Genomic DNA, 21,409 nt, shown 5'->3' on the forward strand with positions numbered 1-21,409 from the left:
CCACACCGCGATCGGGAAGCTCCCGCCCATCAGCCGGATCTCAAACAACCTGGCTGGGCAGTACACCTAGTTCGCGACCGGACCCCCTGCGCCTGCGCTCTGCCGCGGGGTGGTGCGCTGTGCCGCGGGGTGGTGCGCTGTGCCGCGGGGCGGGCGACAGCGGTCGAGGTGACGGGGGAGGGATGAGGGCCGGGATGCGGCGGGGACTGAGCGTGGTGGCGGCTGTTGTGGTCGTGGTCGGGGCCGCATTGGTGTGGTGGTCGGGCTTGCGGCCTGGGACCGGGACGCCTTCGGGAGGGGTGCCGGAGGGGGCCGAGCGGTGGGTCGTCGAGTATGTGCATGACGGCGACACGCTGAGCCTGGAGCGGGCCGACGGGGGTGTCGAGCGGGTGCGGCTGATCGGGGTGGATACGCCCGAGGGGCCGGGGGCGTCCGGGTCGGATGAGCCCGAGTGCGGCGCCGACGAGGCGCGCGAGGCGCTGCGGCGGATGGCGCCGGTGGGCGCGCCCGTGTGGGCGGCGGCGGACATCGAGGAGCGCGATCGGTACGGTCGTGCGCTGCTCTACGTGTGGACCCAGGACGGGACCTTCGTCAACCGGGAGCTGGTGGCATCCGGAGCGGGCGAGGCGATCCGGGTGGGGCGCAATGACGCGCACTACGCGGCGCTGCTCGCCGCACAGCACGATGCCCAGGCCGAGGGCCTGGGCATCTGGGGCATGTGCCCCGAGTTCTCGGGTGGTGAGCGCTAGGCGGCCAGGTGCAGGCTGCCGCGGCGATCGGTCGCGGCGTGGCCGCCCGCCGGGATGGACTCGTCGTCGCCGATCTTGGCGTTCTTGGCGACGCGCGCACCGGCACCGACGCGCGTCCGCACGCCGATGTGCGCCCGCGCGCCGATGGTCGCCTTCGGGCCCACGTGCGCGTTGGCGTCGATGTAGGCGTCGGGTCCGATCAGCGCGTCCGACTCGACCCAGGCGCCGCGCGCGACCGTCGCGCCTGCGGCGACCTGCGCGCCGGGCTCGATATAGGCCCCGGCTTCCACGCGCGCGTCAGGATGCACCTTCGCGCCGTGCGCCACCAGGCCGCGTCCGTTGACGTGCTTCCGGTAACGCAGAGTCTCGCCGTGCTCGTTCTCGATGTCGACGTAGTTCTTGCCCACGATGCCTTCCCTCGGCCCCGGTCGAGGCCGGACATCTGGATCAACGGAGCGCGTTGACGGCTTATTCCCGGATCGGGGCGGGATTCCCGCTGTCCGGGCGTGTCGGATGAAACGGTTCGATGCGCCCCGTTTCCGTCCACCGGAGCGCTCCGGATCTGAGCAATCTGCACGCCGGATGAGGGGTCGCGTTCTCGTATCGTTGAGGCATGGCGAACGATGCGGCCGACCGCACCCTGGTCTTCGACTGGGAGCAGGCCCGGCACACGGTGGCGGACGACGTGCAGGGCATCGTGGTCGGCACGTTCGTCGCCGCGCTCGGGCTCTACCTGCTCAAGGCCAGCGGCGCCGTGACGGGCGGCACGGCCGGGCTCGCGCTGCTGCTCGACCAGGCGACGGACTGGCCGTTCTGGCTCATCTTCATCCTGGTGAACCTGCCGTTCGCCGTCCTCGCGTTCTGGAAGAAGGGCGCGCGGTTCACGATCCTCACCGCCGTCTGCATCGGCGGCGTCGCTGGCCTCTCCGTGCTCGACGGCGTGCTGCTGCCCGTGCACGACCTGAACCCGGTCTACGGCGTCTTCGCGGGCAACCTCCTCGCCGGCGTGGGGCTGCTCATCCTGTTCCGGCACGGCGCGAGCGTCGGCGGGGTCAACATCATCGCCCTGCTGCTGCAGGAGCGGACCGGTTTCCGGGCGGGCTGGACCCAGATGACGCTGGACGTCGTCGTGATCGTGTGCGCCCTGCTGGTGCTGCCCTGGTACATCGTGCTGCTGAGCGCGGTCGGCGCCGTGGTGATGAGCCTCGTGCTCGCCATGAACCACCGCGAGGGTCGCTACATCGGCCGCTGAGCCCTCATCCGGCGGGCTGGCAGCGCGGGCACCAGTAGACCACGCGCTCGCGCGTCGGGTCGGCGCCCAGCGCGCCGCGCAGGATGGCCGTGCCGCAGCGGCGGCACGGCCGGTTCTCGCGCCCGTACACCCAGCGCTCGAAGCCGCGCCTGCTGTCGCCCGTGAAGACGCGCACCGGCAGCTCGACGTTGCGGCGGATCGTCCGCACCCCGAGCTCGAGCAGGGCCGGCACGTCGGCGTCGGCCGCCGGACGCTCCGGATGCACTCCGCGCAGGAACAGCAGCTCGCTCGCGTACTCGTTGCCGAAGCCCGCGACGTTCCGCTGATCCTGCAACGCGACGTGGATGGCCCGGGTGTCGGCCGCCACGCGCCGGCTCGCCTCGGCGAGATCCCAGTCGGCGCCCAGGGGATCGGGGCCCAGGTGGCCCACGACCCGCGACTCGTCGCGCGTGGGCAGCACCTCGACCATCGCGAGGTCGAACCCGACGGTCTCCCACCCGCGGGCGCCGACGATCGCGCGGGCCTTGAACGCCGGCTTCCGCCAGCGCTCGCCGGTGCGGTACACATGCCACTCGCCCTCCATCTTCAGGTGGGAGTGCAGGGTGCGGTCGCCGATCCGGTGCAGCAGGTGCTTGCCGCGCGCCGCGACCTCGTGGACGACCTCGCCGCGCAGGTCGGCGGTCGCGCTGCCCGGCACGCGGATCTCGAACCGCGTCACCACCTGCCCCGCGAGCGCCGCGTTCAGGCGCCGCGCGGTGCGATGGACGGTGTCGCCCTCAGGCACGCGCCGCCCCCGCGACGACCTTGCGCAGCGTGAGCCCCTTGGGCGACTCGACGAACCCCGCCTCGCGCAGCGCGCGCCCGACAGCCGTGCCGTAGACGAACTCGCCGTTGACCTGCTCGACCGTGAGCGTCTCGAGGCGCCGGGCACGCGCGGTGCCGGCGAGGTCATCGGCGGCGGCCCCGAGCACCTGCTCGTCGTCCGTGAACGCGAGCGCCGTGCGCCCGCCGCGCTCGAGGTACAGCACGAGCGCGCCGTCGACCAGCACGACCACGCCCCCGGCCTTGCGGCCGGGCCGGTGCCGCACGGCGTCGAGCGCGGGCCAGGGCAGGGCCGCGCCGTAGGGGTTCGCGGGGTCGGTCGCGGCGAGCGTCACGGCGCGCAGCGGCGCCGAATCCGGCAGGCCCGAGAAACGGCGCAGCCGGTCGATCGTGGGCGACGTCGCGAACTGGGCCGCGCCGAGCTTCTCGATCAGGTAGCCGCGGCGGCAGTGGCCCGCCTGCTCGAGGCCCGCCAGCACGCGGTACGCCTGCGCGAACCCGCCCGGAACGCCCTCGTTCTGCACCGCACCGCGCGTCACCACGCCGTAGCGGTCGAGCAGCAGCGACGCCGTCGCGGCGTGCCGCAGGGCGGCATCCGGCTCGGGCCGGGGCAGCAGCGACCAGCGCCCGCCCGACGCCTGCGGGCGCGGTGCGTTCGCCGCGAAGCTCGGTCGCGCGAGCGAGGCGCCCCGGTACATCCGCGCGCGGGGCGTGCGCCGGGCGGACCGGTGGGCCTGCGACCCCGCGCCGAGCAGCGAGCGGATCGGCGCGAACGTGTCGTTCGTGACGCGTCCCGCCCACACGAGGTTCCACAGCGCCTCGACGGTCGACGCCTCGTTCTCGGCCTGTGCGAGCTCGCGCAGCTGCGACGAGAAGTAGGCGCCGCCGCCGGCGAGCGCCGCGAGGATCCGCGCCTCGAGCGAGTCGGGGGCGATCTCGACCTCCGGCTCGGGGATGGTCAGCGGCGCCGCGTCCGAGGGGTGGAGGGCGATCCAGCCGTCGCGCCCGGGCAGCGAGCCGTGCCCCGACCACACCACCTCTCCGGTCGACGTGAGCTCGTCGAGCATCGCGGGCCCGTAGTCGCCGACGCGCGACGGCAGGATGAGCGACTCCCACGCGCTCGCGGGGATCGGCACGCCCGCGAGCTGGTCGACCACCGCGAGCACGCCGTCGACGCCCTCGAGCGGCCGGGTGACGTGCTGCCAGTCGGGAAGGAACCGCGCGTACGCATCGGGGGAGACGGGTTCGACGCTGCCGCGCAGGGCCGCGAGCGAGCGCATCCGGATGCGGCGCAGAGCCTCGGCGTCGCACCACTCCGGCTCGTCGCTCACCCCCGCGTCGGCCAGGTAGAAGCCGCTGACCAGCCGGCCCTGACCCTCGAGCCGCTGCAGCGCGTGGCGCGCGACGGCGGGGCCGATGCCGAGCCGCTCGGCCACGGCGGCGGTCGTGAACGGGCCGTGCGTGCGGGCGTACCGGGAGACCACGTCGCCGAGAGGATCGGGCAGCGGCTCCAGGAACGCCACGGGCACGCCCACCGGCAGCGCGACGCCGAGCGCGTCCCGCAGGCGCCCCGCATCCTCGATCGCGGCGTAGCGGTCCTGCCCCGCGATCGACACACGGATGGCGCGGCGCGCGTCGACCAGCGCGTCGAGGTGCGCCTGCGCGCCGGCGGCCTCGGGGTCGGGCTCGAGCCGCTCGGCCACCTCCTCTGCCGACAGCGGCCCGAGCACGCGGAGCAGATCCGCCACGCCCTCCACGCCGCGCGCGCGCCGGTCGGGCGCGAGGCGCTGGGCCTCGGCCTCGAACTGCGCGATCACCTCGGGGTCGAGCAGCTCGCGCATCTCGACCTTGCCCAGCAGCTCGCTCAGCAGCGCCGGATCCACCGAGAGGGCGGCCGCGCGGCGTTCGGCCAGCGGCGAGTCGCCCTCGTACATGAACGCACCGACATATCCGAACAGCAGGTCGCGCGCGTAGGGCGAGGGCTGCGCGGGCTCGGTCTCGATCAGCCGGATGCGGCGCTCCCCGATGCTCCGCGCGATCCGCAGCAGCGCGGGGAGGTCGTAGACGTCCTGCAGCACTTCGCGCAGGGTCTCGAGGATGATCGGGAACGTCGGATGCCGCCGGGCGACCTCGAGCAGCTGCGCCGACCGCTGGCGCTGCTGCCACAGCGGGCTGCGCTTGCCGGGGTTCTGGCGCGGCATCAGCAGCGCGCGTGCGGCGCACTCGCGGAACCGCGAGGCGAACAGCGCCGACCCGCCGACCTCATCGGTCACGATGCGCTCGAGCTCATCCGGATCGAACACGAACAGCTCGGCGCCCGGAGGCTCCGATTCGGCGTCGGGGATGCGCGCGATGATGCCGTCGTCGCTCGCGACCGCCGACCCCTCGACGCCCAGGCGCTCCCGGATGCGCGCGTTGACCGCCAGGGCCCAGGGCGCGTGCACGTGCATGCCGTACGGGGAATGCAGGATGATCCGCCAGTCGCCCACCTCGTCGCGGCCGCGCTCGACGGTCAGCGTGCGGTCGGTGGGCAGCGTGCCGGTGGTCTCGCGCTGCTCGGCGAGGTAGTCGAGCAGGTTGCCGCGGGCGTTGTCGTCGAGCCCGGCCTCGCGCAGGCGCTGCTCGGCCTTCTCGGGCGCGGCCGACGTGAGCTCGCGCGCGAACCGGCCGAGGGCCTCGCCCAGCTCGGCGGGACGTCCGAGCCCGTCGCCGTGCCAGAACGGCACCTTGCCCGGCTGCCCGAACGCCGGCACGACGTTGACGCGGTCGTGCGTGATCTCGACGATCTTCCAGCTCGTGGTCCCCAGCGTGAACACGTCGTTCACGCGCGACTCGTAGACCATCTCCTCGTCGAGCTCGCCCACGCGCGCGTTCCGCGTCTCGCCCGCGATGAACACGCCGAACAGGCCCCGGTCGGGGATGGTGCCGCCGCTCGTCACGGCGAGCCGCTGCGCGCCCGGACGGCCGGCGATCGTGCCGGCGTCGCGATCCCACACCAGGCGCGGCCGCAGCTCGGCGAACTCGTCGGACGGGTAACGTCCCGCGAGCAGGTCGAGCGTGGCCTCGAACGCGCTGCGGGGGAGCGAGCGGAACGGCGCGCTGCGGCGCACGGTTTCGAACCAGTGCTCCACCTCGACCGCGCCGAGCGCCGTGGCGGCCACGGTCTGCTGCGCCAGGATGTCGAGCGGGTTCTGCGGCACCGCGATCGACTCGATCTGCCCGGCGAGCATCCGCTCGGTCACGATCGCCGTGTGCAGCACGTCGCTGCGGTGCTTGGGGAACAGCGCGGCCTTCGAGATCTCGCCCACCTGGTGACCGGCGCGGCCGACCCGCTGCAGGCCGCTGGCCGCGCTCGGCGGCGCCTCGACCTGGATCACCAGGTCGACCGCGCCCATGTCGATGCCGAGCTCGAGGCTGCTGGTGGCGACCACGCAGCGCAGGGCGCCCGACTTGAGCTCCTCCTCGACGATCGCCCGCTGCTCCTTGGACACCGACCCGTGGTGGGCCTTCGCGAGCACGGGATCGGCCCCGGCGGTCTGCCCCGCCTGCGCCTCCCTGGCGGCGGGGACCGCCGGCTCCGGGAGGTCGAGCCCCAGCCGCTCGCTGTAGATCTCGTTCAGCCGCGCCGTGAGCCGCTCGGCCAGGCGCCGGGAGTTGGCGAACACGATCGTGGACCGGTGCGCCAGGATCCGGTCGACGATCGCCTCCTCCACGTGAGGCCAGATCGATCCGGTCATCTCCGTCTGCTCGGGTTGAAACCACTCGCCGTCGTCGCCCGTCTCGGCCGCCGGGGTCGCGCCCGCCGCGGGCGGCGGATTCTGCATGTCGGGGATCGGCACGGTGACGCTCAGCTCGAACGTCTTCGACGCGCGGGGCGCCACGATGTCGACGGGCGCGGTGCCGCCCAGGAACCGCGCGACCTCGTCGATCGGGCGGACCGTGGCCGAGAGCCCGATGCGCTGCGCGGGCTTCTCGAGCAGGTCGTCGAGCCGCTCGAGGCTCACCGCGAGGTGGGCGCCGCGCTTGCTCGCCGCGACCGCGTGCACCTCGTCGACGATCACGGTGTGCACCTCGCGCAGCGTCTCGCGCGCCTGGCTCGTGAGCATCAGGTACAGCGACTCGGGGGTCGTGATCAGGATGTCCGGCGGGTGGCGCACCAGGCGCTGGCGGTCGGACGACGGGGTGTCGCCCGAGCGCACGCCGACCGAGACATCCGGAGCGTCCACGCCCAGGCGGCGTGCGGCCTGCGAGATCCCGACGAGCGGCGACCGCAGGTTCCGCTCGACGTCGACGCCGAGGGCCTTCAGCGGCGAGACGTACAGGATGCGCGTGCGCTCCGAGCCCGGCTCCTTCTCGCGGAAGATCCGGTCGATGGCCCACAGGAACGCCGACAGCGTCTTGCCCGATCCGGTCGGCGCCACGACGAGCGCGTGCCGGCCCTGCGAGATCGCGTCCCACGCGCCCTCCTGGGCGCTGGTCGGCGCCCGGAAGGCGCCGCGGAACCACTCCCGCGTCGCGGGCGCGAACCGATCCAGCACGTCCATCGCTCTATCCTCCCGCGCGCCGCCGACATCCCGGCCACCCCTTGACGACACATGCCGCCCGCCCCGTGCTCGTTGAGCGAGCGAAGCGAGTCGAAACGTTCTGAAGCCTGTCCACCCGTCCGATCCCCCACCATGGATCCATGGACTCCACCACGCGCGACGCGCTCGCCCGCATCCTCGCCGACGAGCGCGCCCGCGCGGAGGCCGCCCTGCGCGCGCACGACGCGGCGCTCGAGGGCCTCGGTGCCGCGCGCAGCGATTCGACCGCGGACGACGAGCACGATCCCGAGGGCGCCACGCTGGCCGACGAGTGGTCGCGGCTCACCGGGCTCCGCGCCGCGGCCCTCCGGGAGCTCGAGGCGCTGCGCGCGGCCGAGGCGCGACTGGCGCAGGGCACGTACGGCGTGTGCGAGGGCTGCGGCCGGCCCATCCCACCCGGACGGCTCGAGGTCCGCCCCACGGCCACCCGGTGCGTCGCCTGCGCGTCCTGACTACCGCGCGCCGTCCTCCGCGCGCTCCAGCTGCTTGTCGAGGAACATCAGGATGTCCGCCAGCTCCTGCTCCGAGACCGCGTGGCGCAGCATCGGATAGATCCGCCCCACGAGCTCGCTGTGCCCGGGCAGCCAGTCGGTCGTGTGCGCTACGAGCCACTCGGGGATGACGTCGTCGAGCGCCCCGCGGCCCCAGAACACCGGCGGCCGCAGCTCGGCCAGCTCGGCGTCGCGCGGCAGATCCCCGGGAGTGGCGTAGCCCGACAGGTTCACGACGAACGAGAACCGCTCGGGGTCCAGGCGCAGCGCCTGCAGGGCGACCGCGCCGCCCTGCGAGAAGCCCAGCAGGCCCACGGACGTCGCCTCGCCCGCGACGGCATCCAGCCATTCGATGAGCCGCTCGGCGGCACGCGTCACGTGCGCGGCATCGCGGCTCTCGAGCCCCTCGATCGGGTACCACGATCGACCCGGCGTGGGGAACGGCGGCTCGAGCGGCGCGCGCACGGCCGCGACCGCGAACGCCTCGGGAAGGTGCGGCGCGAGGGCGAACAGGTCGCGTTCGTCCGCGCCGTAGCCGTGCAGCAGCACGAGCAGCGGTCGGCCGGCCGGGTCGCCCGACCACAGCACGGCGGATTCGTCGAGGGCGGGGGTCTCAGGCACGCGTCCATCTTGCCGCGGCGCGGATCAATGCGCGCAGCGCGTTGATGCGCGTCGGGGCAAGGTTGAGCGAGGGAGCGAAGCGAGCGAGCCGAAACCTGCCCCGATCCGGGGACATCCGTCGTCCGTTGCCGGTGGGTGCGGGTATACAGGAGACATGGCCGTTCGCACCCCCGACCCCGACCCGAACGAGAGCTCGGACGACGACGACTTCGCCGCCGTGGGCGCGGCGGGCTTCGGCGGCGTGCCCGGCGGGTCGTCCAACCCGGCGTGGCTGACCGACATCGAGCTGGCCGAGATCCGGCGCCGGCTGCCGATGCTCTACGTCGAGGCGGTGCCGGTGCGCACCGACGGCACGGGGGCCGTGACGCAGGTGGGCATCCTGCTGCGCGCGACGCCCATGGGCGAGATCACGCGCACGATCGTCTCGGGCCGTGTGCGCTACGGCGAGACCGTGCGCGACGCGCTGTTCCGCCATCTCGAGAACGACCTCGGGCCCATGGCGTTCCCTCTGCTGCCGCCGTCGCCCGTGCCGTTCACGGTCGCCGAGTACTTCCCTATCCCGGGCGTCAGCCCGTACCACGACGACCGCCAGCACGCGGTGTCGCTCGCGTTCGTCGTTCCGGTCACGGGCACGTGCGAGCCGCGCCAGGACGCGCTCGAGGTCACCTGGATGTCGCCGGAGGAGGCGTGCTCCGAATCGCTTGCCGCCGAGATGGAGGGCGGCCGCTCGACGCTCGTCCGCACCGCGCTGGCGAGCGTCGGCGCGCTGCGCTGATCCGCCAGATCACATCGGCGCCGCCCAGATCACATCCGCGCTGCGAGGTACATCCGGATGCGGGTGATCTCGCCGGCGGGATGTGATCTCGCGCGACCGGGCTGACTCAGCCGCGCGTGGTCTCGGCCGCGATCGCGGCGACGAACGCGTCGACGTCGGCCTCGGTCGTGTCCCAGCTCGTGAGCCAGCGGACCTCGCCCGTGGCCTCGTCCCAGTCGTAGAAGCGGAAGCGCTCGCGCAGCCGGTCGGCGACGCCGGGCGGCAGCGTCGCGAAGACGCCGTTGGCCTGGGTCGGCTGCGTGAATGCGACGCCCCGGATGGAGCCCGCGGCCAGTCCGGCCTCGACACCCGCGCGCAGGCGGGCCGCCATCGCGTTGGCGTGCGCGCCGCTGCGCAGCCACAGGTCGTCCTCGAGCAGCGCGACGAGCTGCGCCGACACGAACCGCATCTTGGACGCGAGCTGCATGGCGCTCTTGCGCAGGTACGGGATGCCGTCCACGGCATCCGGGTCCAGGACGACGACCGCCTCGGCGCCGATCGCGCCGTTCTTGGTGCCGCCGAAGCTCAGCACGTCGACGCCCACGTCGCGCGTGAATGCCCGCAGCGGCATGTCGAGCGCGGCGGCCGCGTTCGCGATCCGGGCGCCGTCCATGTGCACGGTCAGGCCGAGCGCGTGGGCGCGATCCGCGATCGCGGCGATCTCGTCGACCGAGTACAGCGTGCCGAGCTCGGTCGACTGCGTGATCGAGACGACCTGCGGCACGGCCTGGTGCACCCCGCGGGATCCCGCCACCGCCTCGACCAGGTCGGGCGTGAGCTTGGCGTCCGGCGTCGCGACCGGGACGATCTTGAAGCCGCCCACCTTCTCCGGCGCCCCGCCCTCGTCGGTGTTGACGTGCGCGACGGCCGGCGCGATCACCGCGCCCCACCGGGTGACCATCGACTGCAGCGCCACCACGTTGGCGCCCGTGCCGTTGAACACCGGGAACGCCTCGACGCCGTCGCCGAGCAGCCCCGCGAACAGCTCCTGCAGTCGCGCGGTGTACGCGTCCTCGCCGTACGAGACCTCGTGGCCCCCGTTCGCCGCCGCGATGGCGGCGATCACCTCCGGATGGGCGCCGGCGTAGTTGTCCGAGGCGAAGCCGCGGCGGGTCCGGTCGTGCAGGGCATCCACCCGATCAGCCTACGGGTGGCGTCAGGGGCCGCCCGGATACATCCCGCGACGGATGTGACCGCCGCCCCGGGACCGTACGGTGAGACGGATGGATGCGCGCGCGACGACCGAGGGGCTCCGGATGCCCCCGGGCTGGATCCGGGACGTCTCGCCCGGGCAATGGCTCATCGACTCCGTGCTCGGCGCGGTCTTCGCGCTCGCGTCCCTCGCATGGCGCGGGCTGTACGGCGACATGTCGCCCGCGTGGTTCTTCCTCGTGGTCGCGTCGATGGTCGCCGCGCTCATGCTGAGCCGGGTGTCGCCACCGCTCGCCCTCGCGGTCGCGTGGGGCGGCGCGATCCTGCAGATGCTCGCGGGCCTGCAGCCGACGTTCGCGAACACGGCGATCTTCGTGGTGCTGTTCGCGACCGCGGCCTACGGCACGAGGGCCGTGTACTGGGCGGGCTTCGCGTCGGCGTTCGTCGGCGCCTTCACGATCGTCGCCTACCTGTACGGGGGTCGCGTGGACGTCCCCCGACGTGCCGGGCCTGCTGTGGGACCGCCTGACCGCGGGCGTGCTGATGTTCGTCGCCGCGCTGTTCGCGCTGCTGCTGTCGTGGACGCTCGGCGCCCTCTACCGCTCGGTCGTGCGGGCGCGCGAGGGGCGCCTCGCCCAGCGCCAGGCCGAGGAGCGCGCCGCCGTCGAGGAGGAGCGCGGCCGGATCGCCCGCGACATGCACGACGTGGTGGCGCACTCGCTCGCGGTCGTGATCGCGCAGGCCGACGGCGCGCGGTACGCGGCCGCGTCCGATCCGGATGCGGCGACGGCCGCGCTCGGCACCATCAGCCAGACGGCGCGGGCTGCGCTGTCGGACGTGCGGCTGCTGCTGACCCAGCTGCGCCACGGTCAGTTCGGGTCGGGCGGCGAGGCGGAGGGGCCGCAGCCGACGCTCGCCGACCTCGAGGGCCTGTACGCGCAGGTGCGCGCGGCCGGCGTGGACCTGCGCGTCGACGTCGATCCGGCGCCGCCCGGCACGCCGCCCGCGTCGGCGCAGCTCGCGGTGTACCGCATCCTGCAGGAGGCGCTCACGAACGCGCTGCGCCACGGCGACGGCGGGCCGGTCGACGTCGCGCTCGCGTGGCTCCCGGACCGCGTCGAGCTGACGGTCCGCAACGGCGTCCGCGCGGATGCGCGCCCGTCCGAGCCCGGCGGGCACGGCCTGATCGGCATGCGCGAGCGCGCGCAGCTGGTCGGCGGACGTCTCGACGCCGGCGCCGACGCCGGGGTCTTCACCGTGCGGGCCGTGCTTCCCGTGGAGAGGAGAGCGGCATGATCCGCGTCGTGCTCGTGGACGACCAGGCGCTGTTCCGCGCCGGCATCCGGATGCTGATCGCGTCGCAGCCCGACCTCGAGGTCGTGGGCGAGGCGGGCGACGGGCGCGAGGCGCTCGACGTCGTGCGCGCGACCCGTCCCGACGTCGTGCTCATGGACATCCGGATGCCCGTCATGGACGGCCTCGCCGCGACCGCGGAGCTGCTGAAGGACCCGGATCCGGCGAAGGTCGTGATGCTCACGACGTTCGACCTGGACGAGGCGGCCGCCCGCGCCATCCGGCAAGGCGCATCCGGGTTCCTGCTCAAGGACGCCGAGCCGGAGTTCCTGCTCGCGGCGATCCGCACGGTCCACGCCGGCTCGAGCGTGATCGCCGCCGCCGCGACCCGCGACCTGTTCGCCCACTTCGCGGAGGCGCCGCGCCCCGTGCCTCCGGCCTACGGCGACCTGACCGAGCGCGAGCGGGAGATCTTCGCGCTCGCCGCGCGCGGCCTCAGCAACGCCGAGATCGCGGCACGCGAGTTCCTCAGCGAGGCCACGGTCAAGACCCACATCAGCCGCATCCTCACCAAGCTCGCCCTCCGCGACCGCGTGCAGCTCGTCGTCTTCGCCTTCGAGCACGGGCTCGACTGAAAACGACGAAGCCGCCCCCTCGGATGAGGGAGCGGCTCCGTGTGAGGAGGGTTACTTCTTGAGGTCGAAGCGGTCGTTCTCCATGACCTTGACCCAGGCGGCGACGAAGTCCTGGACGAACTTCTCCTTCGCGTCGTCCGAGGCGTAGACCTCGGCGAGCGCGCGCAGCTCCGAGTTGGCGCCGAACACCAGGTCGACGCGCGAGCCGGTCAGGCCCGTGTTCGACGTGAAGGTCTGGGCGTCCTCCGACGGGGTCCACTCGATGCCGAGCTCGAGCAGGTTGACGAAGAAGTCGTTCGTCAGCGCGCCCGGGCGGTCGGTGAAGACGCCGAGGTCCGAACCGTCCCAGTTGTTGCCGAGCACGCGCAGGCCGCCGACCAGCACGGTCATCTGCGGCGCCGAGACGCCCAGGTGGTTGGCGCGGTCGAGCAGCAGGTACTCGCTCGGCAGCTTCAGGAAGCCGCTGTCGTAGTTGCGGAAGCCGTCGGCCACCGGCTCGAGCCACGCGAACTGCTCGGGGTCGGTCTGCTCCTGCGTCGCGTCGACGCGGCCGGGGGTGAAGGGCACCTCGACCTCGACGCCGCCGGCCTGCGCGGCCTGCTCGACTCCCACGTTGCCCGCGAGCACGACCACGTCGGCGAACGACAGGCCGGACTCCGCCGCGACGCCCTCGAGGACGGTCAGCACGGGCTTCAGCTGCTCGGGGCGGTTGACCTTCCAGTTCACCTGCGGCTCGAGGCGAATGCGGCCGCCGTTCGCGCCGCCGCGCTTGTCGGAGCTGCGGAACGTCGCAGCCGCCTTCCACGCGGTCGAGACGAGCTCCTGCACGCTGAGGCCCGACTCCAGGATGAGCTGCTTCGCCTTGGCGATGTCGGCCGGCAGGGTCGAGCCGCCGTTCGCGGGCAGCGGGTCCTGCCAGATGAGGTCCTCGGCGGGCACCTCGGGGCCGAGGTAGCGCGCCTTGGGGCCCATGTCGCGGTGGGTCAGCTTGAACCACGCGCGGGCGAACGCGTCGGTGAACGCGGCCTGGTCGTCCTTGAAGCGGCGCGAGATCTTCTCGTACTCCGGGTCGAAGCGCAGGGCCAGGTCGCTCGTGAGCATGCGCGGCTCGCGCTTGCCGTCCGAGTGCGCCATCGGCACCATGTCGGCGCCCGCGCCGTCCTTCGGCCTCCACTGCTTGGCGCCGGCGGGCGACTCCATGAGCTCCCACTCGTACGCGAACAGGATGTGGAAGAACTCGTTGTCCCAGCGCGTCGGGTGGTAGGTCCACGTCACCTCGAGGCCCGACGTGACCGTGTCGTCGCCCTTGCCGGTGCCGTAGCCGTTCTTCCAGCCGAGGCCCTGGTTCTCGAGCGGGGCGGCTTCGGGGTCCGGGCCGAGCTTGTCGTCCGGGTGGGCGCCGTGCGTCTTGCCGAACGTGTGGCCGCCGGCGATCAGCGCGACGGTCTCCTCGTCGTTCATGCCCATGCGGCGGAACGTCTCGCGGATGTCGCGGGCCGACGCGAGCGGGTCGGGGTTGCCGTTGGGGCCCTCCGGGTTGACGTAGATGAGGCCCATCTGCACGGCCGCGAGCGGCGCCTCGAGCTCACGGTCGCCCGTGTAGCGCTCGTCGTCCAGCCAGACCTTCTCGGGGCCCCAGTACACGTCGTCGTCGGCCTCCCAGACGTCCGGGCGTCCGCCGGCGAAGCCGAAGGTGGGGAAGCCCATGGTCTCGAGCGCGACGTTGCCGGCCAGGATGAACAGGTCGGCCCACGAGATCTTCTGGCCGTACTTCTTCTTGACGGGCCACAGCAGGCGGCGCGCCTTGTCGAGGTTGCCGTTGTCGGGCCACGAGTTCAGCGGGGCGAAGCGCTGCTGGCCGGCGCCGGCGCCGCCGCGTCCGTCGTGCGAGCGGTAGGTGCCCGCCGCGTGCCAGGCCATGCGGATCATGAACGGGCCGTAGTGGCCGAAGTCCGCGGGCCACCAGTCCTTCGACTCGGTCATGACCGTTGCGAGGTCGGCCTTCACGGCCGCCAGGTCGAGGCTGTTGAACGCCTCGGCGTAGTCGAAGTCCTCGCCGAGCGGGTTCACCACGGCGGGGTTCTTCGCGAGGATCTTGAGGTTCAGCTTCTCGGGCCACCACTCGGCGTTGGCGGAGCCCATGGTCGGGTGGACGCGCTTGCCGGGGACGTCGGTCGCGCTGGGGCCGGTGCCCGGGAGGGCGGGTTCGCTGTCGACGGCCGCGGGCTGGACGGTGCCGGCGGGAGCCGATCCGGAGGATCCGCTGTCGTAGCCGAAGGGGCAGGAGCCGGTGCTCTCGGTCATTGTCGCCTTTCGTGGTGGATGGGATGGGAACGGGGGTCAGGGGAGATCTGCGGACTCCGGGGGCGCGGCCTGGCATGACGCGCACAGCCCCCAGAAGATGAACTCGGCCTCGTCGATCGCGAAGCCGTGGTCGTCGGCCGGCACGGCGCACGGCGCGGAGCCGACCGCGCAGTCGACGTCGACGATGAGGCCGCACGAGCGGCACACGAGGTGGTGGTGGTTGTCGCCGACGCGGGACTCGTAGCGCGCGACCATGCCGTGCGGCTGGATGCGGCGCACCAGACCGGCGCGGGTGAGCGCGTGCAGCGAGTCGTAGACGGCCTGGTGCGACACGGCGGGGAGCTTCTCGCGCACGACCCGGATGACCGTGTCGGTGTCGGCGTGCGCCGCCGTCTGCACGGCCTCGAGCGTCGCGAGCCGCGGCGCCGTGACGCGCAGGGAGGCCGCGCGGAGGGCCTCCTCGGGCGTGGCATGCGCATGCATCACGGGATCACCGCCCTTCAAATCTTGAATGGTTCAAAACTAGCTGCCGGCGCGTGGGTTGTAAACCGCGCGGCGTGTCCCGGCGTGTCGCCGCCCGCGCCCGCCATCCCGACACAACGCAGGACCTGTCGCGCTTCCCGGGCGTGTTGACCGCGGAAATCCGCGCCCGGCCCACCGGACGCCGCGATCCGCTCCTGCGTTGTGTCGACGGAGGGGGCCCCGAGGATCATCCCCGCGATGTACGCGGATGCCCCCGCCGGCCGATCCGCCGCCCCCGTCCCGCTCCGTAGCGTCGCCGGTATGGAGATCACGACCACGGAGCTGGGCCTCGCGGCCCGCGTTCAGAACCTCAGCAAGACCTACGGCGCGGGCGACGGCGTAGTGCGCGCCCTCGACGACGTGAGCGTCGGCATCCGTCGGGGCCAGTTCACGGCGATCATGGGCCCCAGCGGCTCGGGCAAGTCGACCCTGATGCACATCATGGCGGGCCTGGATGCGCCCAGCGCCGGCCGCGCCTGGATCGGCGACACCGAGATCACGGTCCTGCGCGACACCGAGCTGACGCTGCTGCGCCGCCGCCGCGTCGGCTTCGTGTTCCAGTCGTTCAACCTCGTTCCGACGCTCGACGTGCGCGGCAACATCCTGCTGCCGTTCGACCTCGACGGGCGGCGGCCTTCGCCCGCGGAGCGGGCCCGGATCGACGGGCTGATCGAGTCGCTGGGCCTCGGCCCGCGCCTCGGCCACCGGCCGCACGAGCTGAGCGGCGGCCAGCAGCAGCGCGTGGCGATCGCCCGCGCCCTCGCCACGGCGCCCGACCTGGTGTTCGCGGACGAGCCCACGGGCAACCTCGACTCCCGCACCGGCCGCGAGGTGCTCGCGCTGCTGGCGACCGCGAGCCGCGAGCACGGGCAGAGCATCGCGATGGTCACGCACGACCCGATCGCCGCGAGCCACGCCGACCGCGTGCTGTTCCTCGCGGACGGCCGCATCGCGGCCGACAAGCCCCGCCAGACCGCCGAGCAGATCTCGGCCCACATGCTCTCGGCCGAGGCGGCTCCCGTCGCGACGGCGGCCGCGGCGGTGGCGCGATGAGCGCCGCGATCACCACCGTCGTCCCGGACACCTCGGCCACGGCTCCGCGCGCCGCCGGCCTGGCGTTCCTGCGCGAGCGGGGCATGGGGGCGAGCATCCTGGTCGCGGCGCTGTCGAGCGCGTTCGGAGTGCTGCTCCTCAGCGCGACCGGATTCCTCGGCGCCCTGCTCGCGACCGACCCGTACATCGGCGATTCCGAGACGCTGCTCATCGTGATCGCGATCCTCAGCGGGATCCTGCTTCTGCTGGCGCTGTACGTGGCCGCGATCGTGACGGCCAACACGTTCTCGACGATCGTCGCGGGCCGCACGCGGCGGATCGCCCTGATGCGGTTGATCGGCGCGACCGCGCGCTCGCAGCGCGTGGAGGTCGCCCGCCAGGGCCTGGTCGTGGGCGCGATCGGCGCGGCGCTCGGCCTCGCCGTCGGCGTCGCGCTCGCCGCGGGCGGCGTCGCGGTGGCGACCGCGGTCATCCGAGACACCGGATACGAGGTCGCGCAGGCGTGGCTGCTTGTGCCGGCCGCGATCGTGACGCTCACGACGTGGGCCGCCGCGTGGGTGGGCTCGCGCCGCGTGCTCACGGTCACGCCGCTGCAGGCGCTCGGCGGATCGGTCGAGCGCGCGCACGACGATTTCTCGCGGCCCGCGCGCAACGTCCCGGCGGCGGTGCTGGTCGGCGCCGGCACGCTGCTGCTCGTCGGCGGCGTCTTGCTGGGGGCCGTGACGCCCCTCGGCGTGCTGCCGGCGTTCCTCGGAGGCCTGCTGTCGTTCACGGGCCTGGTGGTGGGATCCACTGTGGTGATGCCGCCCGTGCTGCGGCTCGTGGGGCGGGCGTTCGGCGACTCGGCCGTCTCGCGCCTCGCGGCCGACAACGCGCTGCGGTACCCCGAGCGCACCAGCCGGATGGGCATCGGCGTCACGGTCGGCGTGACCCTCGTGACGATGTTCGCCGTGGCGGCCGAGAGCGCGCAGGCCGTGCTGGCCGCCAACTCGCAGGGCCTGGACCTCGGCCGCATCCCGGTGCTCGACCAGTTCGCCGCCGTGATGATGGTGCTCGTCGGCGTCTCGGCCGTGATCGCCGCCGTGGGTCTGGTGAACCTGCTCACGATCGGCGTCGTCCAGCGCCGCCGCGAGCTGGGCCTGCTGCGCGCTCTCGGCCTGTCCAACGCGCAGATCCGACGGATGGTGCTGCTCGAGGCCACGCACATCACGCTCGCGTCGGTCGCGCTCGGGCTCGTGCTCGGGGTGTTCTACGGCTGGGTGGGCGCGCAGTCCGTGCTCGGCTCCGTGTCGCTGGTCGTGGGCGCGCCGGGCGGCGCGATCGTGATGCCCGCCGTGCCGTGGCTGTTCGTGGCGGCGGTGGTCGTCGCGGCGGCCGCGCTCACACTCGTGGCGGCGGGCGTCCCGACGCGCCTCGCGACCCGCGTGGTCCCGGTCGAGGCGCTGCACGCCGAGTGAGGCTCCGCGCGCCGGATGCGTCGGGCATCCGGCGCGCGGCCGTCACTGTCTCCGACACAACGCAGGACTTCTCGCGCATCCCGGGCGTGTTCGGCCTGTTCTCCGGCCCGACACGCCGTCACCCCCGCCCAGGTCCTGCGTTGTGTCGCACGGACGGGCGCGTGACCGCTCAGATGCCGCGGACCATCCGGAGCTCGTGCAGCGTGACGCCGCCGACCTCGTCGTCCTTGCGGGCGCCGTCCAGCGCGAAGCCGATCTTCTTGTAGAACCGGATGGCGCGGGCGTTGCCCTCGAGCGCCCACAGGAACGCGGGCAGCTCGCCGAGGGCCGCGTCGGCCAGCAGTGCACCGGCGCCCGAGCCGTGCCGCTTCGGGTGCACGTACAGGGCCCACAGCTCGAGCGGCCAGGGCGGGTCGTCGCCCCGCGCCGGTCCCGACGAGCTGAAGCCGATCACCTCGTCGCCCTCGATGGCGACCCACGTCCGCCCCTGCTGGTCGAGGCCCTCCAGGATGGCGCGCCAGCGCGTGGTGCGGGCCGCGATGTCGAGCGAGTCCAGCACCGCCTGCGGCACGAGCCCCGCGTACGCGATCTGCCAGGTGCGGACGTGCACCCTCGCCAGGCCCTCGGCGTCGTCCGGCAGCGCCCGCCGGACGGCGATCTCACTCATCCGCGGCGTCCGGCTCGACCGGCTCCCCGTCGTACGCCCAGGTCGGGGCGAGGCGCTTCAGGCGCGCGCCGCGCCACTGCCACACGGCCCACAGGGCCGGCCACAGGAGCGGCGCGACCGCCCCGCGGATCACGAGGCGCTCGCGCCACAGCGTGCGCGACGGGTCGCCGGGCAGCGGCGCGACGGCCATCTGGTGGTCCCACGCGTCGAGGCCGGCGAGCGGGCCCGTCAGTGGGATGCCGGCGTCGCGCAGGATCCGCACGGGGCCGTTCGCGTCGGTCTTCGTCCGGTCACGCATCGAGATCAGGTGCGCGCCGAGCCCGAGGCCCGCGGTCGAGTAGCGCACCGGGGCGTCCGAGCCGTGCTCCCACCGGACCGGCAGGCCGTCGGCCGCCATCGCCTCCACCCGCAGCAGGGGGCCGTAGAGCTCGGCGAGCGCGGCCGGCGAGTGCAGCGCGCGCCACGCCGCATCCGCATCGATGTCGAGCACCAGCTTCTGCAGGATCCGCATGCCGCCACTCTGGCATCCGCCCCCGCGTCGCGTCATCCCCGAATCCGTGTCTCACTCCAACGCGGAATCCGGCCCCGATTCCGCGCCGAAGTGAGACACGGGTGCGGATGACGCCCCGCGACACACGGGATCGGCCGGCTTCGGATGCGCCCTACGCTGGGATCCGTGAGCTCGCCGTTCGATCAGTCCAGCTACCAGGTCCGCCTCGACTGGGGCCTCGAGGGGCTCCGTCGCCTCGCGCCCGCCGACGTGTACGTCGTCGTGGACGTCATCCGGTTCGCCTCCAACGCGGCCGCGACCGTCGCCGAGGGCGGCGAGGTCGTCGTCGCCGAGTCGCGGTGCCCCAACGGCGGCGCGATCTCGCGGGAGCTGGCCGAGCTGCCGCCGCGCGAGGACGGCGAGCGCCCGCTCGTCCTGGCGGCCGCGCTGCGCAACGCCTCGGCCGTCGCGCGCGCGATCAAGGCCGAGCAGGAGCGCCGCAGCGCCCGCACCAGCATCGCGGTCATCGCCGCCGGCGAGCGCACGCCCGAGGGCGACCTGCGCTTCGCGGTCGAGGACCACCTCGGCGCGGGCGCCGTGATCGACGCGCTCACCCCGCTCGGGATCGACCATTCGTCGCCCGAGGCCGTGGCCGCCGCGGAGTCGTTCGCCGCGCTGCGCCGCGCCGTCAAGCACCTGCTCACGGCGAGCGGCTCGGGCCGCGAGCTCGAGGGCGACCCGCGCCACGAGCAGGTCCGCGCCGCCGCGAAGGTCGACGACCTCGACGCGGTCCCGGTCCTGCGCGACGGGGTGTATCGGGCGCTCTGAGGCCCCGCCGTGCTCGTTGAGCGACGAGCGCCAGCGAGGAGTCGAAACGCGGCCGAGCTTCCCGACCGGTCGGGAGCCGCGGCGCCGCTTCGACTCGCTTCCGCTCGCACGACAGCCGACCTCCTCATACATGCCGATGGCGGCGGTCCCCCCGGACCGCCGCCATCGTCCCCCTCGCGTCGGATCAGCGCCGCGCGCCCGTGGGGATGGGCGCCGAGATGGGCGACGGGCCCTGGCCGTCCTCCGGGAGCTCCAGCAGCGAGTCCTCGATCCGGCCCTCGGGCACCTCGCCGTGGCCGTCGCCGACCATGGTGCGCTCGTCGAACGGCAGCTCGCCGCGCAGCACCTCCAGGGCGCGGTCGCGGTCGAACTCCTTGGTCCACGCGCCGATCACCACGGCCGCCACGGCATTGCCGGTGAAGTTCGTCAGCGCGCGGGCCTCCGACATGAAGCGGTCGATGCCCGTGATCATGCCGACGCCGTCGACCAGGTCGGGGCGGTAGGTCTGCAGGCCGCCGGCCAGCGTCGCCAGGCCCGCGCCGGTCACGCCCGCGGCGCCCTTCGACGCGATGATCATGAAGACCAGCAGGCCGATCTGCTCGGGCACCGTGAGCGGCGTGCCCATCGCGGTCGCGATGAACAGCGACGCCATGGTCAGGTAGATCGCCGTGCCGTCGAGGTTGAACGAGTAGCCGGTCGGCACCGTGATGCCGGCCACGGGCTTCGAGACGCCGACGTGCTCCATCTTGGCGATCAGGCGCGGCAGCGCCGACTCGCTCGACGAGGTGCTCACGATCAGCAGGTACTCGCGGCCCAGATACTTCATGAGCGAGAAGATGTTGATCCGCGCCGCGAACCACAGCACCGCCGCCAGCACGACGCCGATGAACAGGATGCACGTCACGTAGAAGCCGACCATCAGGGTCGCGAGCGAGACGACCGCGCCCCATCCGGTCGCGCCGACGACGCCGGCGATCGCTCCGAACGCGCCGATCGGGGCCACCCACAGCACCATCGTCAGCACGCGGAAGACCACGGTCTGGAACGACCGGATGGCGTCGAGCACCGGCTCGCCGCGCGAGCCCAGCTGCTGCAGCGCGAAGCCGACCAGCAGCGACACGAACAGCACCTGCAACACCGACTCGCCCACGAGCGGCGACACCAGCGTGGTCGGGATGATGCCCAGGATGAAGTCGGTCGTCGACTGCCCCTCGCCCTCGACCTCGTATCCCGTGTTGCCGAGCTGCAGGCCCTCGCCCGGGTGCAGGATGTTGCCGACCACCAGGCCGATCAGCAGGGCGAAGGTCGACATCACCAGGAAATAGGACAGCGCGAGCCCGCCGACCTTGCCGACCGTGGCGGCCTTGGCGATCGAGCCGATGCCGAGCACGATCGTGCAGAAGATCACCGGCGCGATCATCATCTTGATGAGCGCGACGAAGCCCTTGCCGATCCAGGCCAGCGAGGCGCCGAACTCGGGCCAGATCAGGCCCACCGCGATCCCGGCCACGACGGCGACGATCACCGCGATGTAGAGCCAGTGCTGCTTGTCGATGCCGCGTGTGCTCTTCGCGGCCGTTGGCGTCATTGCCATGGGGGTCTCCTCGGGTCGGGGCGCCCGCTCCGCCCGGATGAGGCGGATGCACAGCGCCGTCGGCGTGCGCCCCGATCCTCTC

19 protein-coding genes and 1 pseudogene are annotated in these 21,409 nt (G+C 73.3%); 10 read left to right on the forward strand and 10 right to left on the reverse strand.

Features of this window, described 5'->3' with window-relative positions; genetic code table 11:
• The first annotated feature begins 299 nt into the window (after positions 1-299).
• On the forward strand, positions 300-749 hold the full coding sequence (locus ACYVGN_RS12330; protein ID WP_162246647.1) for a thermonuclease family protein: 450 nt from the start codon (positions 300-302) through the stop codon (positions 747-749).
• On the opposite strand, the gene ACYVGN_RS12335 is transcribed toward ACYVGN_RS12330, so the two are convergent.
• A complete protein-coding gene (locus ACYVGN_RS12335; protein WP_055992031.1) occupies positions 746-1,156 on the reverse strand; it encodes a transferase in 411 nt (136 codons plus the stop codon). The two genes, ACYVGN_RS12330 and ACYVGN_RS12335, sit on opposite strands and share 4 nt — an antisense overlap.
• A 206-nt stretch (positions 1,157-1,362) precedes the next feature.
• On the opposite strand from ACYVGN_RS12335, the gene ACYVGN_RS12340 reads away from it, so the two are divergent.
• Complete coding sequence (locus ACYVGN_RS12340) at positions 1,363-2,001, forward strand: YitT family protein (protein WP_460791105.1); 639 nt, start codon at positions 1,363-1,365, stop codon at positions 1,999-2,001.
• A gap of 4 nt (positions 2,002-2,005) precedes the next feature.
• Here the strand turns inward: ACYVGN_RS12340 and ACYVGN_RS12345 are convergent, their stop codons facing one another.
• Entirely contained in the window at positions 2,006-2,785 is a 780-nt protein-coding gene (locus ACYVGN_RS12345; protein WP_460791107.1) for a DNA-formamidopyrimidine glycosylase family protein, read from the reverse strand.
• Complete coding sequence (locus tag ACYVGN_RS12350; protein ID WP_460791108.1) at positions 2,778-7,367, reverse strand: ATP-dependent helicase; 4,590 nt, start codon at positions 7,365-7,367, stop codon at positions 2,778-2,780. Before ACYVGN_RS12350 ends, ACYVGN_RS12345 begins: the two co-directional genes overlap by 8 nt.
• A gap of 140 nt (positions 7,368-7,507) precedes the next feature.
• Between ACYVGN_RS12350 and ACYVGN_RS12355 the strand changes: the two genes are divergently transcribed.
• Positions 7,508-7,858 (forward strand): TraR/DksA family transcriptional regulator, encoded by a 351-nt coding sequence (locus tag ACYVGN_RS12355; protein WP_460791110.1) that lies wholly within the window; start codon positions 7,508-7,510, stop codon positions 7,856-7,858.
• Here the strand turns inward: ACYVGN_RS12355 and ACYVGN_RS12360 are convergent, their stop codons facing one another.
• On the reverse strand, positions 7,859-8,518 hold the full coding sequence (locus ACYVGN_RS12360) for an alpha/beta hydrolase (protein ID WP_460791112.1): 660 nt from the start codon (positions 8,516-8,518) through the stop codon (positions 7,859-7,861). It lies immediately after the preceding gene.
• A 154-nt stretch (positions 8,519-8,672) separates the two neighbouring features.
• Here ACYVGN_RS12360 and ACYVGN_RS12365 point away from each other — a divergent pair, with 154 nt between their 5' ends.
• The gene (locus ACYVGN_RS12365; protein WP_460791113.1) at positions 8,673-9,293 is read left to right on the forward strand and encodes an NUDIX hydrolase family protein; all 621 of its coding nucleotides are present in this window, start codon (positions 8,673-8,675) and stop codon (positions 9,291-9,293) included.
• 106 nt (positions 9,294-9,399) lie between these two features.
• On the opposite strand, the gene ACYVGN_RS12370 is transcribed toward ACYVGN_RS12365, so the two are convergent.
• Positions 9,400-10,467, reverse strand: coding sequence for a threonine aldolase family protein (locus ACYVGN_RS12370; RefSeq protein ID WP_460791115.1), 1,068 nt, complete (start codon positions 10,465-10,467; stop codon positions 9,400-9,402).
• Between the two features lie 121 nt (positions 10,468-10,588).
• Here ACYVGN_RS12370 and ACYVGN_RS12375 point away from each other — a divergent pair.
• The 3 genes and pseudogenes from ACYVGN_RS12375 to ACYVGN_RS12385 form a co-directional block, all read left to right on the forward strand.
• A pseudogene (locus tag ACYVGN_RS12375) lies at positions 10,589-10,888 on the forward strand (DUF7134 domain-containing protein); the annotation flags it as partial.
• A 97-nt stretch (positions 10,889-10,985) separates the two neighbouring features.
• Positions 10,986-11,780, forward strand: coding sequence for a sensor histidine kinase (locus tag ACYVGN_RS12380; protein ID WP_460791116.1), 795 nt, complete (start codon positions 10,986-10,988; stop codon positions 11,778-11,780).
• Positions 11,777-12,412, forward strand: coding sequence for a response regulator (locus ACYVGN_RS12385; protein ID WP_460791329.1), 636 nt, complete (start codon positions 11,777-11,779; stop codon positions 12,410-12,412). Before ACYVGN_RS12380 ends, ACYVGN_RS12385 begins: the two co-directional genes overlap by 4 nt.
• 51 nt (positions 12,413-12,463) lie before the next feature.
• On the opposite strand, the gene katG is transcribed toward ACYVGN_RS12385, so the two are convergent.
• Positions 12,464-14,716 (reverse strand): catalase/peroxidase HPI, encoded by a 2,253-nt coding sequence (gene katG / locus ACYVGN_RS12390; RefSeq protein WP_460791118.1) that lies wholly within the window; start codon positions 14,714-14,716, stop codon positions 12,464-12,466.
• Positions 14,717-14,752: 36 nt separating this feature from the next.
• Positions 14,753-15,199 (reverse strand): Fur family transcriptional regulator, encoded by a 447-nt coding sequence (locus tag ACYVGN_RS12395; protein WP_134746149.1) that lies wholly within the window; start codon positions 15,197-15,199, stop codon positions 14,753-14,755.
• 300 nt (positions 15,200-15,499) lie between these two features.
• On the opposite strand from ACYVGN_RS12395, the gene ACYVGN_RS12400 reads away from it, so the two are divergent.
• A complete protein-coding gene (locus tag ACYVGN_RS12400) occupies positions 15,500-16,291 on the forward strand; it encodes an ABC transporter ATP-binding protein (RefSeq protein ID WP_460791119.1) in 792 nt (263 codons plus the stop codon).
• Positions 16,288-17,748: an ABC transporter permease gene (locus ACYVGN_RS12405; RefSeq protein WP_460791121.1), complete on the forward strand. Its 1,461-nt coding sequence runs from the start codon at positions 16,288-16,290 to the stop codon at positions 17,746-17,748. The genes ACYVGN_RS12400 and ACYVGN_RS12405 overlap by 4 nt, the downstream gene beginning before the upstream one ends.
• Before the next feature lie 169 nt (positions 17,749-17,917).
• On the opposite strand, the gene ACYVGN_RS12410 is transcribed toward ACYVGN_RS12405, so the two are convergent.
• The gene (locus ACYVGN_RS12410; RefSeq protein ID WP_460791123.1) at positions 17,918-18,415 is read right to left on the reverse strand and encodes a GNAT family N-acetyltransferase; all 498 of its coding nucleotides are present in this window, start codon (positions 18,413-18,415) and stop codon (positions 17,918-17,920) included.
• The gene (locus ACYVGN_RS12415; protein ID WP_055992063.1) at positions 18,408-18,926 is read right to left on the reverse strand and encodes a hypothetical protein; all 519 of its coding nucleotides are present in this window, start codon (positions 18,924-18,926) and stop codon (positions 18,408-18,410) included. The genes ACYVGN_RS12410 and ACYVGN_RS12415 overlap by 8 nt, the downstream gene beginning before the upstream one ends.
• A gap of 165 nt (positions 18,927-19,091) precedes the next feature.
• Here ACYVGN_RS12415 and ACYVGN_RS12420 point away from each other — a divergent pair, with 165 nt between their 5' ends.
• Positions 19,092-19,733 (forward strand): 2-phosphosulfolactate phosphatase, encoded by a 642-nt coding sequence (locus ACYVGN_RS12420; RefSeq protein ID WP_235563022.1) that lies wholly within the window; start codon positions 19,092-19,094, stop codon positions 19,731-19,733.
• A 184-nt stretch (positions 19,734-19,917) separates the two neighbouring features.
• On the opposite strand, the gene ACYVGN_RS12425 is transcribed toward ACYVGN_RS12420, so the two are convergent.
• A complete protein-coding gene (locus ACYVGN_RS12425) occupies positions 19,918-21,327 on the reverse strand; it encodes a cation:dicarboxylate symporter family transporter (protein WP_460791125.1) in 1,410 nt (469 codons plus the stop codon).
• Between the last annotated feature and the right edge of the window lie 82 nt (positions 21,328-21,409).

Source organism: Microbacterium lacusdiani (genome assembly GCF_054779895.1).

Excerpts from the sequence above, each read along its gene's own strand:
- ACYVGN_RS12400 (WP_460791119.1), top strand. The coding sequence starts at position 15,500 with ATGGAGATCACGACCACGGAGCTGGGCCTCGCGGCCCGCGTTCAGAAC.
- ACYVGN_RS12365 (WP_460791113.1), top strand. The coding sequence starts at position 8,673 with ATGGCCGTTCGCACCCCCGACCCCGACCCGAACGAGAGCTCGGACGAC.
- ACYVGN_RS12355 (WP_460791110.1), top strand. The coding sequence starts at position 7,508 with ATGGACTCCACCACGCGCGACGCGCTCGCCCGCATCCTCGCCGACGAG.
- ACYVGN_RS12405 (WP_460791121.1), top strand. The coding sequence starts at position 16,288 with ATGAGCGCCGCGATCACCACCGTCGTCCCGGACACCTCGGCCACGGCT.
- ACYVGN_RS12415 (WP_055992063.1), bottom strand. The coding sequence starts at position 18,926 with ATGCGGATCCTGCAGAAGCTGGTGCTCGACATCGATGCGGATGCGGCG.
- ACYVGN_RS12350 (WP_460791108.1), bottom strand. The coding sequence starts at position 7,367 with ATGGACGTGCTGGATCGGTTCGCGCCCGCGACGCGGGAGTGGTTCCGC.
- katG (WP_460791118.1), bottom strand. The coding sequence starts at position 14,716 with ATGACCGAGAGCACCGGCTCCTGCCCCTTCGGCTACGACAGCGGATCC.
- ACYVGN_RS12340 (WP_460791105.1), top strand. The coding sequence starts at position 1,363 with ATGGCGAACGATGCGGCCGACCGCACCCTGGTCTTCGACTGGGAGCAG.
- ACYVGN_RS12410 (WP_460791123.1), bottom strand. The coding sequence starts at position 18,415 with ATGAGTGAGATCGCCGTCCGGCGGGCGCTGCCGGACGACGCCGAGGGC.
- ACYVGN_RS12425 (WP_460791125.1), bottom strand. The coding sequence starts at position 21,327 with ATGGCAATGACGCCAACGGCCGCGAAGAGCACACGCGGCATCGACAAG.
- ACYVGN_RS12385 (WP_460791329.1), top strand. The coding sequence starts at position 11,777 with ATGATCCGCGTCGTGCTCGTGGACGACCAGGCGCTGTTCCGCGCCGGC.
- ACYVGN_RS12395 (WP_134746149.1), bottom strand. The coding sequence starts at position 15,199 with ATGCATGCGCATGCCACGCCCGAGGAGGCCCTCCGCGCGGCCTCCCTG.